The organism is Parabacteroides sp. D25 (genome assembly GCF_000307475.1).
In the GTDB taxonomy this organism is placed as follows: Bacteria; Bacteroidota; Bacteroidia; order Bacteroidales; family Tannerellaceae; genus Parabacteroides; species Parabacteroides distasonis.
On record NZ_JH976501.1, the window covers coordinates 53,688 to 70,813 of the forward strand.

The 17,126-nt window shown below is 41.5% G+C and carries 15 protein-coding genes; all 15 read left to right on the top strand.

What is annotated here, in order from left to right; translation table 11 throughout:
- Positions 1 to 4: 4 nt before the first annotated feature.
- The 15 genes from HMPREF0999_RS03925 to dut all read left to right on the top strand — a co-directional run bounded on the left by HMPREF0999_RS03925 (position 5) and on the right by dut (position 17,120).
- Positions 5 to 1,828, top strand: coding sequence for a hypothetical protein (locus tag HMPREF0999_RS03925; protein WP_009275216.1), 1,824 nt, complete (start codon positions 5 to 7; stop codon positions 1,826 to 1,828).
- Between the two features lies 1 nt (position 1,829).
- The gene (locus tag HMPREF0999_RS03930) at positions 1,830 to 2,474 is read left to right on the top strand and encodes a lanthionine synthetase LanC family protein (protein ID WP_009275217.1); all 645 of its coding nucleotides are present in this window, start codon (positions 1,830 to 1,832) and stop codon (positions 2,472 to 2,474) included.
- Positions 2,475 to 2,507: 33 nt separating this feature from the next.
- Positions 2,508 to 2,693: a TIGR04149 family rSAM-modified RiPP gene (locus HMPREF0999_RS21745; RefSeq protein ID WP_005860066.1), complete on the top strand. Its 186-nt coding sequence runs from the start codon at positions 2,508 to 2,510 to the stop codon at positions 2,691 to 2,693.
- Positions 2,694 to 2,900: 207 nt separating this feature from the next.
- Positions 2,901 to 4,337: a radical SAM peptide maturase gene (locus tag HMPREF0999_RS03935; RefSeq protein ID WP_009016696.1), complete on the top strand. Its 1,437-nt coding sequence runs from the start codon at positions 2,901 to 2,903 to the stop codon at positions 4,335 to 4,337.
- Positions 4,338 to 4,339: 2 nt separating this feature from the next.
- Positions 4,340 to 5,581 (top strand): TIGR04150 pseudo-rSAM protein, encoded by a 1,242-nt coding sequence (locus HMPREF0999_RS03940; RefSeq protein ID WP_009275218.1) that lies wholly within the window; start codon positions 4,340 to 4,342, stop codon positions 5,579 to 5,581.
- Positions 5,582 to 5,585: 4 nt separating this feature from the next.
- A complete protein-coding gene (locus HMPREF0999_RS03945) occupies positions 5,586 to 6,800 on the top strand; it encodes a 6-bladed beta-propeller (RefSeq protein WP_009275219.1) in 1,215 nt (404 codons plus the stop codon).
- Positions 6,801 to 6,814: 14 nt separating this feature from the next.
- Positions 6,815 to 8,068 (top strand): TIGR04157 family glycosyltransferase, encoded by a 1,254-nt coding sequence (locus tag HMPREF0999_RS03950; protein ID WP_009275220.1) that lies wholly within the window; start codon positions 6,815 to 6,817, stop codon positions 8,066 to 8,068.
- Positions 8,065 to 10,260 carry a peptidase domain-containing ABC transporter gene (locus tag HMPREF0999_RS03955; protein ID WP_009275221.1) on the top strand — a complete coding sequence of 732 codons (2,196 nt, stop codon included), beginning with the start codon at positions 8,065 to 8,067 and terminating at the stop codon, positions 10,258 to 10,260. The genes HMPREF0999_RS03950 and HMPREF0999_RS03955 overlap by 4 nt, the downstream gene beginning before the upstream one ends.
- 21 nt (positions 10,261 to 10,281) lie before the next feature.
- Complete coding sequence (locus tag HMPREF0999_RS03960) at positions 10,282 to 11,577, top strand: HlyD family secretion protein (RefSeq protein WP_009275222.1); 1,296 nt, start codon at positions 10,282 to 10,284, stop codon at positions 11,575 to 11,577.
- 142 nt (positions 11,578 to 11,719) lie between these two features.
- Positions 11,720 to 13,177 (top strand): RNA polymerase factor sigma-54, encoded by a 1,458-nt coding sequence (gene rpoN, locus HMPREF0999_RS03965; RefSeq protein WP_005860047.1) that lies wholly within the window; start codon positions 11,720 to 11,722, stop codon positions 13,175 to 13,177.
- Between the two features lie 6 nt (positions 13,178 to 13,183).
- Positions 13,184 to 13,804 carry a hypothetical protein gene (locus tag HMPREF0999_RS03970; protein WP_009275223.1) on the top strand — a complete coding sequence of 207 codons (621 nt, stop codon included), beginning with the start codon at positions 13,184 to 13,186 and terminating at the stop codon, positions 13,802 to 13,804.
- 16 nt (positions 13,805 to 13,820) lie between these two features.
- Positions 13,821 to 14,201, top strand: coding sequence for a glycine cleavage system protein GcvH (gcvH, locus tag HMPREF0999_RS03975; RefSeq protein WP_008773046.1), 381 nt, complete (start codon positions 13,821 to 13,823; stop codon positions 14,199 to 14,201).
- Positions 14,202 to 14,203: 2 nt separating this feature from the next.
- On the top strand, positions 14,204 to 14,710 hold the full coding sequence (gene purE / locus HMPREF0999_RS03980; protein WP_005860041.1) for a 5-(carboxyamino)imidazole ribonucleotide mutase: 507 nt from the start codon (positions 14,204 to 14,206) through the stop codon (positions 14,708 to 14,710).
- 106 nt (positions 14,711 to 14,816) lie between these two features.
- Positions 14,817 to 16,652, top strand: coding sequence for a 4-hydroxy-3-methylbut-2-en-1-yl diphosphate synthase (locus HMPREF0999_RS03985; protein ID WP_008773045.1), 1,836 nt, complete (start codon positions 14,817 to 14,819; stop codon positions 16,650 to 16,652).
- Between the two features lie 33 nt (positions 16,653 to 16,685).
- Complete coding sequence (dut, locus tag HMPREF0999_RS03990) at positions 16,686 to 17,120, top strand: dUTP diphosphatase (protein ID WP_005860037.1); 435 nt, start codon at positions 16,686 to 16,688, stop codon at positions 17,118 to 17,120.
- Positions 17,121 to 17,126 lie beyond the last annotated feature (6 nt).

Sequence of the window (17,126 nt, forward strand, 5' to 3'; positions counted from 1 at the left end):
TACCATGAGCTCTAAGCAACAGGACTATACCGAATACACTGTCGATTTATCACAATTGACAAAAGAACGCCCTTTAGGGGTAACGGGTATATTGCGCTGCCAAAACAGTGCGGATTTCCTAGACGCTTGCATAGAGTCCTGTATTGAAGGATTAGATGAGCTGATTGCGGTATATCACAATTGTACAGATGAGACAGCTAATATACTTAAAAGAAAACAGAGCAAATACCCCTACAAGATCAAAATCTTTGAATACCAACCCTATATCTATCCTATAGATTTAACGGATGAACAATTCCAAGAGACCATGAATTTGCCGAAGGATTCAATTCATCTCCTTTCCGGATACACGAATTATGCGATTTCAAAAGTAACCTATCGCTATGCGATCAAGATAGATTCAGATCAGCTATTTTTTTCCGAATCATTCAAAAAATATTGTGATGCCTACCGCACCGAGCAAAAAGTCCGGATCAACCCTTTGGAACAAATTGCTTATAAGCTATATACATCTTACCTGCATAATTTTAAAAAGGACAAAAGTCCAAAAAGAAAATGGCAAGACTGGTTAGCGATAAAGATGGTTCCTTTCTATTTTTCCTATTTGAAAAAAAGAATCAAGCAAGATAAAATATTGGTATCCCTCTCTGGTATCAATGTGTTACAAAAAAACGGAGAATGGCTTACTTTTTTAGGAGACGAAAAGATAGACACAACCTACCGGGACATTCTATGCCCATTCAACGGAGTGCGAGATCTTTTCTTTTTCGAGGTCTCTGAAGAAATGACCTACCAAGCTTGTTATTTGCCAAAAGCTCCCGGCTACAATCAAGTTCTGGAAGTAATGTTTCACAATAAAAAGCTATTTGATGGTGGTCTGATATGGTTTCATTTACGTCCATGTCTTCAAAAGCACACTGAAACTTATCAATATTGGTATGAAAAAGCAAAGGATCGCTTCATTTCTCTAGAAAAATTCAAGAAATGTAATTATTCAAAGCTGAAAAGAAGGAAAAATTTATTCATACGTTCACGCTTTGAATCCATGTTTTCTTATTTCTATTCTGCGCAACGTCATTCAATTCCTTGGCGCACATTGGAAAATTGGAGACAAGAGGAGTCTCAAGAAAAGATGAGTTCGCTGGATTTGGGAAAATACAAAATCGAGTTTGATACAATCATACAAGAATATATAAGAACTGCTATTCAAGAATATGAGGTCCGGGATACCCTAAGACTCATGCTTGGCAACCATTCCATAAAAAACGCATTGTTCGTATATATACTGTCTTTCATTTCGAAAGAACAAATGGATTATATACGTTCCCGTATCGCCGGAAAATCTATCGAGGAGTCTATTCACAACATCTCTAATTTCTTGAATCATTTTGAATGGATAGAAAAGAAAAGGAATACCACAAATAACTTTAATATAGATAATCATCTTTGGACAAAGCTTTTATCTCCATATAAAAGATGTTGCTTGGTTTACCTAGTGGACAAGGAAGAATTGGCTCATATATCGACTTTTTTACAAAAAGAAGAGATTCCAATTCTATTATTATCTGAATATGAGATTCCAGATGATACAGAACTACCGGAAACAGTTACAGCTGTACAAGTTGAATTTTCCGAACAAAAGGTATTTGAGAATGATAGCATTGAACAAAATTTTCCTAGACTGTTCTTATACGCAAATACGTTTGAGACGATTTTACGAATCTTAAACCCAAGTAAGGTTGTTTGTTTGACATCAAGCAAAACTTATCAAAAAGAATTATTGCTAGGCTTTGCAAAAGATTTAAATACTAAAATTGAGTGTTGGTAAGATGAATACAGAAAAAGACATATTATTACGAAGAATAGCGAATCATCTGATTTTGCATTCAATCGACATAGAGGATATTGGTTTATTCCATGGAAAGATGGGAGTTGTGCTATTCTTTGCGCACTACGCAAGATATACAGACTCAGCTATATATGATGACTTTGCAGGGGAACTGCTCGAAGAAATCTGCGAGAATATTCCAGAGACATTGCCTATAAATCTGGAGACTGGATTATGTGGAATCGGCTGGGGAATCGAATATCTAATTCAAAATGGGTTCATGGAAGGGGATTCCAATGAAATCCTTACAGAAATCGATAAAAAAGTCATGGAGCGGGATTTACGAAGAATAAAAGATCTTAGTTTGGAGACAGGACTAATGGGAATATCTAGTTATATAAATATACGAATTAACAACGCAGATATAACAGCAATTCATACAAATTTCGATGATCTATTTTTATTAGAATGGAATCTTATTTGTAATAATAAGATAATATTGGATAAAAAACAAGCTATATTGCAAATTATAGGATCATTTCCCAAAAATGAGGATATCCATTCATGGGAACTTGGTCTACATCAAGGAAGTTCAGGATATGGACTTAGATGGATATTAGAAGAAACACCAGTCTATTCTGGCTAATTTCATATTTATAAACAATTTAAATTTATCGTTATGAAACAAGTACGTAAATTGAAACTTTCTCAACTCAGCAAAAATGAGTTAGAAAAAAAAGAGCTAAAAAAACTCAAAGGCGGTGGATGCTGCATTTGCGGAGGTGGAGGCGGCTCAGCTAATGCTAGCGCAAATCATTCAGGAGATCTTTATTCTCCGGGTGGTGGATATGGATGGGGTTACTAACCTTTTCTGAAGTAAGATAAGATTTTTCTGTTATAAGATGTATCTTATAGCGGATATCTGTCACTTTAAAGAACTTCTTATTTCTTATTAAAGAAATAAGAAGTTCTTACTTCCACTAAGATAGATATTGAATGTCAATTAACTATTATACCAATTTCAATATGTGCGAAATGCTAGTGATATCAAAAGCTAATTAAATAATAAATTATGATACAACCAGTTATATCAAAATCCGGATATACATATATTTATAGTTCATATATAAATAGCATATTATTGTCTCCCTCTGAAAATGAATATGTTGATATAGATATGGACAAGAATGCATATGAATATTATAAACAAAAAGATTTCTTCTTGAGAGAGAATAATTTTTTCGAGAAAAAAATCCCCAATATGGAGATTGAATATGATACCTCTTGTATAGAATCAGAGTTAGCAAACCTAAATCAATTACTTATTGAGGTAACGGATGAATGTAATTTATCTTGCAAATACTGTAGTTATGGAGACTTATATTCAAATCAAGATGAACGCAATAGAGGCAAACAAGAATTTAATAATGTTAAAATTCTAATTGACTATTTAATATCACTATGGAAATCATATCGTAATATATCATTCAATAATACCATAAACATAGGATTTTTTGGAGGAGAACCTTTAGTCAATATGATATTAATTGAAAAAATAATTAACTACTTAAATGCAGTGAAGATAAAGGGGATAACATTTGTATATAATTTAACGACAAATGCGATATTATTGCCTAAATATATGAATTATCTTGTCGAGAATGATGTGCATTTATTGATAAGCATTGATGGATCCAAACAGAATAATATATATCGGGTAAAAAAGGAAGGGAAAGAGTCTTTCGATATTGTATTTGCTAATATCAAAAAATTAAAAGATAATCATCCTAATTATTTTGATTCCAATGTAAATTTCAACTCTGTATTGCACGATAAAAACTCTGTTGATCAAATTTATAGCTACATAAAGACTAACTTTGACAAAACACCTTATATATCTGAATTGAATAGAAATGGAATTGCTGAAGACAAGAAAGAAGAATTTAATAGAATGTTTCATTCTAAAGAAGACAGCATAAAGCAAGCGGTAAACTGTGGAAGTAGCTATTTGAAGGAGATTGCAGATGATTCCCATATTGTGCAATTAGATATTTTCATGCAATCGTATTTTGGCAATACTTACAAAACCATCCCAGACCTATTTTTCCAAGATAAAGATATCAAATATTTTCCAACAAGCACCTGTGTACCTTTTTCTAAAAAGATATTTTTGACAGTACAAGGGAAAATATTACCTTGCGAGAAGGTTGGACAACAGTATCCGCTAGGCTATGTGAGAGATGGTAAAATAAATTTGGATAGCAAGGAAGTTAAACAACTGTATTTGAAACTTTATACTCCTATAGTTGATAAATGCAAAAAATGCTTGTTGTGGAAAAATTGTGAGATCTGCGTGTTTTATTTACCCAAAGATGAGGAAGGTCAAACCGTATGTCCTTATTATCTTGGAAATGAAGATGTCAATCGATATTTTTCCACCTACATATACGCTTTAGAAAAGCATCCTGATTTATTAGATAGAATAGAAAACGAAATATTAATAGATTGAACATGGAAAATTATACTCATTGGTTCTATTTAGAATCTTACACATTTCTTTTTTACAGTAAAAATCAATATGTAATATACAATACATTAAATTCAACTTATATTGATTGTTCCCTATATGGAAAGACAATAAATACAGTCTTATCAATTCTTCATAATACAAATAAAACCTATTGTGTAGGTATTTATGAGTATCAATTAAGAGATTCGCAATTTACAGAATTCATAAAAAAGATAAGGAATACATTTTCAGGTGATATAATCAAAAACATTAGAGGTATTCCACCTTTTATCTCTAAGCCTATTTTACGGATTCTTCATCATCCTAATAATCCAAAGACAAAAGAATACAATTTACTGGGAGAAAATGCACTATTTCATCTCCATGAAGTGACCTTTTATTTAGAAAATCAAGGTTTTGATTTAAATCCAATGTATAAAGATTGCTATAAGCAATTCTTATATCCCACATATACAGAAAAACAAAAATTATCACATGCAAAATATCTAGAGATAATAGAACAATTATCTATTTGTCAAATAGATAAAATAAATATCATACCGGCTACAATAGAAAAAAAAGAGCTTTTTTCCTATCTGTTATCACTCTCCCGCCAGTACAGTATTAAAACACAGATAATATTACCATATAAAAAATACAACAAAGAAGATTTGAAACAATTGTTAACAAATCCGCAATTTTCAATAATGATAATGGTTCATTTACCTGTAGATTATGAAGAGTTAAATAGTTATATAAACTTATTTAATGAATATAATATCACTTGGAGTCTAATCGCTTCTAATAAGAATGACGTTATTTTTTTATCTAAAAACAACCTCGGGAAATTCACAAATGTTGATTATATACCTTGGTATACAGGAGATAATATGGATTTCTTCAAAGAATATATTTATAATGATTTTAAAGATATTATAGAACAAAAAAACACAAAACAGCATATTTTCAGAAAACAAATACTGAATGATAATCTTTTTGGCAAATTAACCATTTTCCCTACAGGAGAAGTGTATTCTAACGTAAACTTTCCTACGATTGGAAATATTCAAGATCAAAAATTGTCTGAAATTGTTTATTCTGAAATAGAAAACTATTTTAAACCTTGGTTCTTTACAAGAGATTATGTTTCATGCAAAAACTGCGTAAACAAGTATCTATGTCCTTCTATATCTAATTATGAAATAGTAGCCAATGAATATAATATGTGTTATTTAAATCAATAAGGTCATGAATAGAATCATATATTACGTATCGATCACGTTACTAACGATTGTTTCCTCATGCGGAAATAAAGAGACAAATGTATCCAGAAAGTTGACCTTGGATAATTGCCCAGTCATAGCACAGGTTATTAATCTGCAAGGAGATCCGGTGACTAATTTAGACTTTTCTTCCGTAAAGGATACATTCAATTTATCGCTAAGCTCCTTGCTTTCTTCCTTTCAAGTTATTCGCCTAGAAAACTCGGAAGACGCATTGACCGCCGCAGGGCAAGATACCCATATAGCCGTGAGTGACCATTATATTTTTGTGAAATCTTTTAGGGCAGGTTCTTCATGTAAGCTCTATAACCGTAATGGGGATTTCATCAGAAAGATCTCCTCCCAAGGACAAGGGCCGGATGAATATAACCTATTTATTTATGATCAGTATTTAGATGAAAGTAATAATAAAATCTATCTAATGGAGATTCGTGCCTCTAAGATATTAGTGTTTGACTTCGACGGGCAGCCACAAAAACACATTCCTCTGGCCTATATAACCCATAAAGGCCGGTTCGTCATCAATGCCGAGAAAAAAACAGTAACCGTCATGTGCATACCTTTTCAGGGAACTCCCACCGCATTGATCTGGACGCAGGATTTCGAAGGCAATATCATCCAAGAATATCCGGTCTCCGACCAATTCATGTTGATCCCAAGCACTTACGATTATGAGGTACGGGAATCCTTGAATACCACCGCTTCCGACTTCTATCTTCATAATTGTATAGCCTCGCAAGACACACTTTATCATTATGACATAGACTCGAATACGCTACACCCTGTTTTTACGATGCATACGGGTCATGAGCCGATCTGCCATTATTTCACGGAGCTGCCCAATCACTTTCTAGTCACTTGGTATACACAGACCTCATGGAATAATGAGTTACCCCGTTTCCCGAAAATCCTAGTAGACAAACAAAGCCTTAAAGGTTGTTTCGTGAATTTGAAATGGAATATGCTAGGGAATATAGATGGGCCTACCAATCCGTCCTTCAATCGAGGTTATTTCACTGCGATCATGGAACCTTACGCATTAAAAGAGCAATTGGAAAAGGTTCTGACTTCCACTCAAAAATTATTCCCAGAAGTATTGAGTAAAGTGAAGAAGTTGAATAATCAAATTACTGATGATGACAATTGTATCGTTTTTATAGGGAAGTTGAAAACAAAATAAAATAGGACAAGCATATGATACAGATTATTCTTGTTAATGAAGAATCCAGAGCATCCCAATATGGAATTGGCACATATATAAAGCAACTTTGTTTAATTCTTTCACAGAAGCAAGGGATTCATCTTAGCGTGATATGTTGTCGTTCAACAAAAAATGATTTTTATATAGAACGCAAAGGAGATATAGATTATTATCATATACCTGATACGATACAAAATAATGATCCAGAAATTAGAATAAAAACTTATTATAAGAATATATGGTATCTAATATTTCCTTACTTTAGCTCGCATAGTAAAGAGAATATCATATTACATATCAATTATTATCAGCACATTCATCTGTTAAATACATTTCGTGCTTTTTTTTCTAAAGGACGATGTTGCTTTACTATTCATTATATGGATTGGTGCTTTAAAATAAAAGGAAATTATTCTTATTTAAAAAGTATTCTTTACAAAGAATTAGACAGTATCAAAAATCCTTTGGAAAAAAATATCAAAGAAATATGCGAAAAAGAAAAAAATGTATTTGAACAAGTTGATAAGATTATTTGCTTGTCAAATAGTACACAAAATCTATTGAGTAAAATATATGATTTACCTATAAACAAATTTTGTATTTTATATAATGGTCTTAAAGATGAATCTATATTATTGAATAGCGATAAACGATTGAATCTTAAAAAGAATTTCCTTTTTAGTAAAGAAGAAAAAATTATTCTTTTTGTTGGTCGTTTAGATGAAATAAAAGGGCTGGGAGAATTAATTTTTACTTTCAAAAAACTACTGCAAATTGACCCTTATTGCCATTTAGTTATTGTAGGAGATGGGTTTTATTCTTACTATTTAAATTCTTGCAATCCAACATGGAATAAGATTACATTTACTGGAAAACTAAATAAAGAAGACTTATACAAATTATACCAAATCGCAGATATTGGTGTATTACCATCATTCCATGAACAATGTAGTTATGTGGCAATTGAAATGATGATGTATGGGATACCTCTTGTTGCAAGTACATCTACAGGTTTATCAGAAATGATAGAGGATGGAGTCTCAGGATATCATATACCAATCATTGAATATGAGAATCACACAGATTTAAATACCTATGAATTACAATCTAAACTTTTAATATTATTAAAAGATTCTTCTATGCGAAAAGAAATGGCTAAAAATTCTCGTCTACGCTATGAGAGATATTATACGTCTGAAATATTTAGTTCTTGTATGCAAGAATTTTATAATAGATTTGTTTTGTGATTTTAGAGTTCCCTATATATCGTCAACTAGACGCAAAGGACTGTGGTCTTAGCTGCCTCCGTATGATCGCCAAGTTCTATGGTCGTGTGTACTCGATCCAGAACTTACGGGAGAAAGCCTTCATCACACGGGAAGGGGTCTCTATGCTCGGTATCAGCGAGGCGGCGGAGGCGATCGGGTTCCGGACACAGGGCGTGCGGATCACGGTGGAGGAATTGGAAAAGGAATGTCCCCTACCCTGCATACTGCACTGGAACCAATGGCATTTCGTGGTTTGCTACAAGATAAGGAAAGGGAAGTTCTACATAGCGGACCCGGCGGCGGGACTTATCACCTATACGAGGGAGGAGTTCAAGCGGTGCTGGGTCAGTACCAAGGTGGACGGGCAGGATACCGGGACGGCGCTCTTGCTGGAACCGGGGCCGGAGTTCTACGGGATGGAGGACGAGGGGAGAGACAGGAAACGTAACCTCGGATTCTTTTTCCGATATATATCGCCCTACAGGCGTGAGATGGCACAGCTCGTGCTGGGCATGCTGACCGCCAGTGTACTGCAACTCATCCTGCCTTTCCTCACGCAGAGCCTGGTGGATACCGGTATACGGGACAACAACCTGGGTTTCATAACCTTGATCCTTATATCGCAATTAGTGATCTTTATCGCCAAGCTATCCGTGGACTTCATACGGAGCTGGATATTGCTGCACGTAAACACGAGGATCAATATCGCCTTGATCTCCGATTTCCTCGCCAAGCTGATGCGTCTGCCCCTGCATTTCTTCGATACCAAGATGGTGGGCGATATCATGCAGCGCATCGGTGACCATGACCGCGTCGAGGCTTTCATGACGGGGACATCCATCAATACGCTCTTCTCTTTCGTCAACTTCATCGTGTTCGGGTTCGTGCTGGCCTATTACGACTGGACGATACTGGGACTCTTCTTGGTAGGTAACGGGTTATACGTGGCGTGGGTACTCGCTTTCATGAGATGGAGGAGGGAGCTGGACGTAAAGCGTTTCTCGCAGGCGGCCGGGGAACAAAGCAACCTATTCCAGCTCATCACCGGCATGCAGGAGATCAAGCTGAATAATTGCGAGACCAAGATGCGCTGGAAATGGGAACGGATACAGGTAAAACTTTTCAAGATAGGGATCAAGGGGTTGGCGTTACAACAATACCAGCAACTCGGGGCGGTCTTTTTCAACCAGACCACGAACATACTCATCTCCTTCATCGCGGCACGGGCCGTCGTGCAAGGGGATATGACGCTGGGTATGATGATGTCGGTGACCTACATCGTGGGGCAGCTCTCTTCGCCTATCGAGCAATTGATCGATTTCTCACGGTCCCTACAGGACGCGAAGATCAGTCTGGAACGACTCGGCGAGATACACGGGAAGGAGGACGAGGAACAGGCAGGCGGGATAAGGCTGAATGTTCTCCCCGATGACAGGACGCTACGGCTGGAAAACCTCAGCTTCAGCTATGACGGCGCAGACCGGGATTACGTGCTGGAGGATATCAACCTGACGATACCCCATAACAGGGTGACCGCCATCGTGGGGGCCAGCGGGAGCGGGAAGACGACGATCGTGAAACTCCTGCTCGGTTTTTATAACCCCAACAAGGGGGACGTGAGGATCGGCGATACCTCCCTCAAGAACTTGAATCCTCACGTATGGCGTAGCAAGACCGGTTCGGTCATGCAGGATGGTTTTATCTTCTCGGATACGATCGCCAACAACATCGCCCCCGGCGAAGAGGTGGTGGACAAGGAACGCCTGCTGCATGCCGTGACGGTGGCGAATATCCGGGATTTCATCGACTCGCTCCCGCTGGGCTATAATACGAAGATCGGCATGGAGGGAAACGGAGTGAGCCAAGGGCAGAGACAGCGTATCCTGATCGCCCGGGCGGTGTACAAGAATCCCGACTTCATCTTCCTGGACGAGGCCACGAACGCCTTGGACGCCAACAACGAGCGGGAGATCATGGAGCAGTTGCACGCCTTCTACAAAGGACGGACGGTGGTGGTCGTGGCGCATCGGCTAAGCACGGTACGTGACGCGGACAAGATCGTGGTGCTGGACAAGGGACGCATCGTGGAGGAAGGGACGCATCAGGAACTCACGGCCTTGCGGGGGACTTATTATAAGTTGGTGAAGAACCAGTTGGAGCTTGGGAATTGAAAATTGAGAATTGAAAATTAGTTGGAGAAGGGAAATAAGGACATAGAGCTGAGGAGCGAGGAGGTGCAGGAGGTGATGGGGCAAGTGCCGGCCTGGATCGTACGGTGGGGGATAACGCTGTTATTCCTCGTGGTCGTAGCGTTGCTGGTGGGGAGCTGTTTCTTCAAGTATCCTGACGTGATCACGGCTGACATGACATTGACGGGGCAACATCCCGCAACGGCGGTGGTGACACGGGCGGCGGGGAAGATACAGGAGCTGCTCGTCAGGGATAATCGTCCGGTAAGGCAGGGGGATTGGCTGGCGGTCATAGAGAATCACGCCGACACGGACGATGCCATCTATCTGGATAAGGCGTTGGAACGATCCGGAAGCGACGTGGATAGCCTGGACAAGGCATTATCAAAGTACAAGGAGCTATCGCTGGGTGATATGCAAGCGGCTTACTCGGGACTACTGTCGGCGCTCCATGCCTGCGTCAATTACAGGGAGATCGATTATTATCCGCAAAAAATGGCCTCCATCCGCAAACAGATAGCGTTGTATAAGGCTTACTATAACGAGACCGAACGGCAGCGGAAGACCCTCTCGGAGCAATTCGCCTTGACAAGGCGGCAATACGCCCGGGATTCATTATTGTATAGCCGGTCCGTGATTTCCTCCTACGAGCATGAGACCGCACGGGCTTCCCTACTGCAAAGCCGTTATTCGCTAGAAGGGGCGGCAGCCTCGGCTGAGAATCTCAGGATACAGATCGGGGAGCAAGAGCAATCCTTGCTGGATCTGACGCTGGAGCGGAGCGAGAAAGAATTTACGCTACGGCAGGAATTACAGACCGCCCGGGAACAATTGCTGAACAGCATGAACGAGTGGAGGTTGCGTTATTGCCTCATCGCCCCGGTAGGGGGTGTCGTGACTTTCACCAAGTACTGGAATGAGAACCAGTATATCCCATCCGGAGAGGTGGCTTTCACCGTCGTACCGCAAGGCGAGGGCCGGCTGGTGGGGAAAGTGCGCATACCGATAGCACGCTCGGGAAAAGTCCGGAGAGGCCAGCGGGCGATCGTCCGTTTCTCCAATTTCCCGGATCAGGAGTTTGGAGTGGTAAACGGCGTGGTATCGAATATCTCATTGGTCCCCACCGACGAGTACTATACGGCGGATATCGATTTTCCAGAGGGGCTGAGAACCAATTACGGTATCGACCTGCCCGTCTCGCCCGAGACGCAAGCCTCCGCGGAGATCGTAACGGAAGAATTACGCTTGATCGAACGATTCTTCCTCCCGATCAAACGGATCGTGAAGGAAGGATTTTAAAGTCGCTAGGGTCCGTCATGCACCTTGTTTAGAACTATTATAGTTTAATAGCTGTACTGTTAAAACTAAAAACTTATATTTGCATGTTGATAAATAAGAGGGCGGGTGATTGTCCTGCCCTTACAGTGCAATGATTTAGATTATGTTAAAGCAACAGTTACAACAAAAGTTACAGCAAAAGCTATCCCCTCAGCAGATACAGTTGATACGGCTTCTGGAGCTTCCCGCGATCGAGTTGGAAGAACGTGTGAAGCATGAGCTGGAAGATAACCCAGCCTTGGAGGAAGGAAAAGAGCCTGTTGATGATTTTGAACGAACTGAAAGCGAGGAGGGGGGAGAAGAGATCCCTTCTGTTGATACTGAGACCGACCTTTCTTTGGGAGATTATTTAACGGAAGACGATATACCTGATTATAAGCTACGGGAAATGACCGAGCGTGCGGAACGGAAAGAGGATGTCCCCTTCTCCGTAAGCCAATCCTTGAATGAGTTTCTGTTACAGCAGCTCGGGTTAAGGGATTTACCGGATAAGCAAATGAAAATAGCGGAGTATATCATTGGAAATATCGATGATGACGGTTATTTGAGACGGGACCTTTCGGCGATAGCGGACGATTTGATCTTCCAAGCCGGACAAGAGGTAGATGAGAAGGAGATCGAGTCTATCTTGAATATCATCCAAGATTTTGAGCCTGCCGGGGTAGGTGCCCGTGACTTGAAAGAATGTCTGTTGATCCAGCTGGATAAGAAGGAGAATACTCCGGTTACAAATTTGGCGATTCGTGTTTTGACCGAATATTTCGAGGAGTTCACCCGCAAACATTACGATAAGATCTTACGAGGTCTCGATATCGATGAGGAAACGTTAAAGAAGGTCATTCACGAGATTACTATGTTAAATCCGAAACCCGGAAGTAGTTGGGGTGGTTCTATGGAAGTGGCGATGAGCCAGATCATCCCGGATTTCGTGGTGGAAGCGCATAATGGAGAGCTTATCTTGAGCATGAATAACCGGGGGGTACCGGATATGCGTATCAACCGGGAGTATGCCGAGATGTTTCAGGATTATACGGCGAATAAGGCGAACCAAACCGCTGAGAGGCGGGATGCCGTACAGTTCGTGAAACAAAAGTTGGATTCCGCCCAGTGGTTCATCGACGCTATCAAGCAACGTAATGAGACCTTGCAGCGTACCATGGAGGCGATTATCTATTTACAACGGGACTTTTTCCTGACAGGCGATGAGGCTACCCTCCATCCCATGATCTTGAAAGACGTAGCGGAGCGTGCGGGATATGATATCTCCACTATTTCCCGGGTAAGTAACAGTAAATATGTGCAAACGAATTTCGGTATTTATCCGTTGAAATACTTTTTCTCCGAGTCTATGCAGACCGATACCGGCGAGGAGATCTCGACCCGTGAGGTGAAAAAGATTATGAAAGAGCATGTAGATGCCGAAGACAAACGAAAACCGTTGACCGATGAGGAGTTGGCTACGATCCTGAAAGAAAAAGGATATGTCATCGCCCGGCGTACGGTAGCGAAATACAGGGAGCAACTGGGGATTCCGGTAGCTCGTCTGAGAAAAGAAATATAAAAGCGTATGAAGCTATTCTCGAATATAATATCCTTCGTGTTCCATCCGTTGCTTATGGTGACCTATGGGATCGTGTTGGCGTTGATGTTTACATTCCTCGCCATTTACCCGTTACCTGTGAAGCTGCTGATTGCCGGAGGCACCTTTATTTCGACAGCGATAGTTCCCGGACTTTTCATTTTCTTATTGGTGAAAAATGGCGCGGCCGGCGATATAGAGCTTTCCGACCGGAAGGAACGAGTGGTTCCTTATCTGATTTTTATCACTTCCATCTTGGTCTGTATCTTTTTCCTGTATAAGATGCTGATGCCGTTTTGGTTGTTGGCGATGCTGATCGGGGCTTGCGTAGCCTTGGTAATCGCCTTATGCGTCAATTTCGCTTGGAAGATTAGCGCGCATGCCATTGGTATCGGCGGGTTACTGGGCGGTATTATGGGAGTGGCGCGTATCCATATGATAAATCCCTACTGGGCTTTTATAGTCGTGTTGATCGTGGCCGGTTTATTAGGTACCTCGCGTATCTTTTTAAAAAGGCATACACCAATGCAGGTATATGCGGGGTTTTGTCTGGGATTTATATGTACCTTTGTAGCCTCATTAATGAGTTATATCTATTTATTCATCTAATAAAAACACTAAAATTATGAATTTTCCTGCAGATTTAAAGTACACAAAAGACCATGAGTGGATTCGTGTAGAAGGTGACGTAGCTTATGTTGGTATTACTGATTATGCTCAAGGCGAGCTAGGTGAGATCGTTTATGTAGACATTACGACAGAGGGGGAGACCGTCGCTAAAGAAGAGGTGTTCGGTACGATTGAAGCTGTTAAGACTGTTTCCGATCTTTTCATGCCGGTTAGCGGAGAGGTTTTGGAAGTAAACGCTGAATTGGAAGACGCTCCTGAATTGGTTAATGAAGACGCTTATGGTAAAGGTTGGTTAATCAAGATTTCTCTTACGGACGCTTCTGAGTTGGAGGAACTATTATCCGCTGAAGACTATCAAAAATTAATCGCTAAATAAGAATGACACCTGTTGTAAGTATTATCATGGGTAGTACCTCGGATCTACCCGTTATGGAGAAGGCGGCTAAGTTCTTGGATGAGATGGAGATCCCGTTCGAGATGCATGCTCTATCCGCACACCGTACTCCCGCTGAGGTGGAGGCTTTCGCCAAAGGAGCTAAAGGACGTGGAATCAAGGTTATCATCGCCGCTGCCGGAATGGCCGCTCATCTTTGCGGTGTGATCGCTTCCATGACGACAGTTCCCGTGATCGGCGTGCCTATTAACTCTACGTTGGACGGTATGGATGCTCTGTTGGCGATCGTACAGATGCCTCCGGGAATCCCTGTGGCTACTGTCGGCATCAATGGCGCTTTGAACGCTGGTATCCTTGCGGTGCAGATGCTTGCCGTTGGCGACGAGCAACTTCAGGAGAAGCTATCCGCTTATAAGGAGGATTTGAAGAAGAAAATCGTGAAGGCTAACGAGGAGTTGGCTAAGGTTTCTTTTAAATACAAAACTAATTAATTGAAAGTTGAAAGTTGAGAATTGAAAATTAAGGAGAAAGTCTCTCTTTAGGTTTTCAGTTCTCAACACTCATTCTCAATTTTCAATTCTCAATTTTCAATGAACAATGGCTTACTTTAATTACAACCGCCGTAAATCATCCGTTGCCCAAATCGGTGACACACCTATGGGAGGTGAGAATCCTATCCGTATTCAATCCATGGCTAATGTATCAACGATGGATACGGAGGCGGCGGTAGCTCAAGCGATCCGTATGATCGAGGCGGGAGCTGAGTATGTGCGTTTTACGGCACAGGGGGAACGGGAAGCCCGAAACTTGGGCGAGATTCGTAAACAATTGAATGAGCAAGGGTATACGACTCCTTTGGTCGCTGATATCCATTTTAATCCTAGAGCGGCTGATGCCGCCGCCGGTGAGGTGGAAAAGGTACGTATCAATCCGGGAAACTATGTAGATAAGGTAAAGACATTCAGCCATCTTGAATATACGGATGAGGAATATGCCGCCGAGATCGAGAGGATCCGTGAGCGGTTCGTCCCTTTCTTGAATATTTGTAAGGCACATGGCACCGCTATTCGTATCGGTGTGAATCATGGCTCGCTCTCCGATCGTATCATGAGCCGTTATGGTGATACGCCCGAGGGGATGGTAGCGAGTTGTATGGAGTTTCTTCGCATTTGCCGGGAGGAGAATTTCCCAGATGTGGTTATTTCGATTAAGGCTTCCAATACCGTTGTCATGGTAAGGACCGTGCGGTTGTTGGTTCGTACGATGGAGGCCGAGAATATGCATTACCCCTTGCACCTTGGGGTAACGGAGGCGGGTGACGGTGAGGACGGGCGTATCAAGAGCGCTGTCGGAATCGGTACGCTTCTATGTGACGGTATCGGTGATACGATCCGGGTTTCCTTGAGTGAGGACCCCGAGGCGGAAATGCCGGTAGCGCGTAAATTGGTGGATTATATTAGGGAACGGGAAAATCATCGTCCTATCGAGGCTTCGATGGCTCCCGGTTTCGATACGGTGGCGACAAGCCGTCGTATAAGCCGTGTGGTGGAAGGTATCGGAGGTACTTTCTCGCCAGTCGTGATCTCCGATCGTAGTAGCGGGGATTTTGAGTTTGATTATTTGTCCTTGCCGGACTATATATATATAGGAAAGGAAGATCCGGATAATTTGCCGGATAATTTCCGTTTATTGGTAGACGCTCATTTTTGGAAAGAGCGTCCGAATGCTTTTCCTTGCTTCATCGCCTCGGAGGCGGAGGAGTTAAAGGATTACGATTGTCCGCTTAAGTTTATCCGTCTGACGTATATGGATCTTACGGATCGTATGTTGGAGATCTTGAAAGCGGATAAGACCGTGGTGGTCTTATTAAGTACACATCATCGGAATGGGGTTGGCTCGCAACGTGCGGCTATGCATAAATTGCTGATGGCGGGTTGTGACGTGCCGGTTGTCTTGCATCGTGATTTCCGGGAGACGGATGTGGAGTTGTTGCAACTGAAATCCGCCGCCGATTTCGGTACGCTTTTGCTGGATGGTTTCGGGGATGGCTTGATGCTGCACAATGAGGGATGCGAGGCGGTTGTCTCGGATCGCTGTATGTTCGGAATCTTGCAGGCTACAAGAACCCGTATCAGTAAGACGGAATATATCTCTTGTCCGAGTTGCGGACGTACCTTGTACGACCTGCAAACAACGATCGCCCGTATCAAGGAGGCTACTTCTCATCTAAAAGGATTGAAGATCGGTATCATGGGCTGTATCGTGAATGGTCCCGGCGAGATGGCCGATGCCGACTATGGTTATGTGGGTGCCGGACGTGGACAAATCAGCCTGTATAAAGGTAAGGAATGTGTCCTCAAGAATATCCCCGAGGAAGACGCTGTAGAACGTTTAGTTCAGTTAATAAAAGAGAACGGGGATTGGGTTAATTGATTGACTATTGACAATTTGTTTATCTTTGCAAGTATGAAAGTAAGAATTATCAATAAATCGCATCACCCGCTGCCGGGTTATGCGACTCCTTTATCTGCCGGGATGGATATCCGGGCGAATTTGTCGGAATCGGTTGTGTTGAAACCGTTGGAACGTAAATTAATCCCGACCGGACTTTATATCTCGCTGCCGGAAGGCTATGAGGCCCAGATGCGTCCGCGTAGCGGGCTGGCTTTAAAGCATGGGATAACCCTGCTGAATACGCCGGGTACGATCGACGCCGATTATCGGGGGGAGATCGGCATTATTCTCGTGAATCTATCTTCGGAGCCTTTTACGGTGAATGATGGTGAGCGTATCTGCCAAATGGTTATAGCCGCTCATAGCCATGTGGATTGGGAGCCCGTGGAGACGTTGGATGATACCGAGCGGGGAGCCGGAGGGTTCGGCCATACCGGAAAAGAATAAGAATAA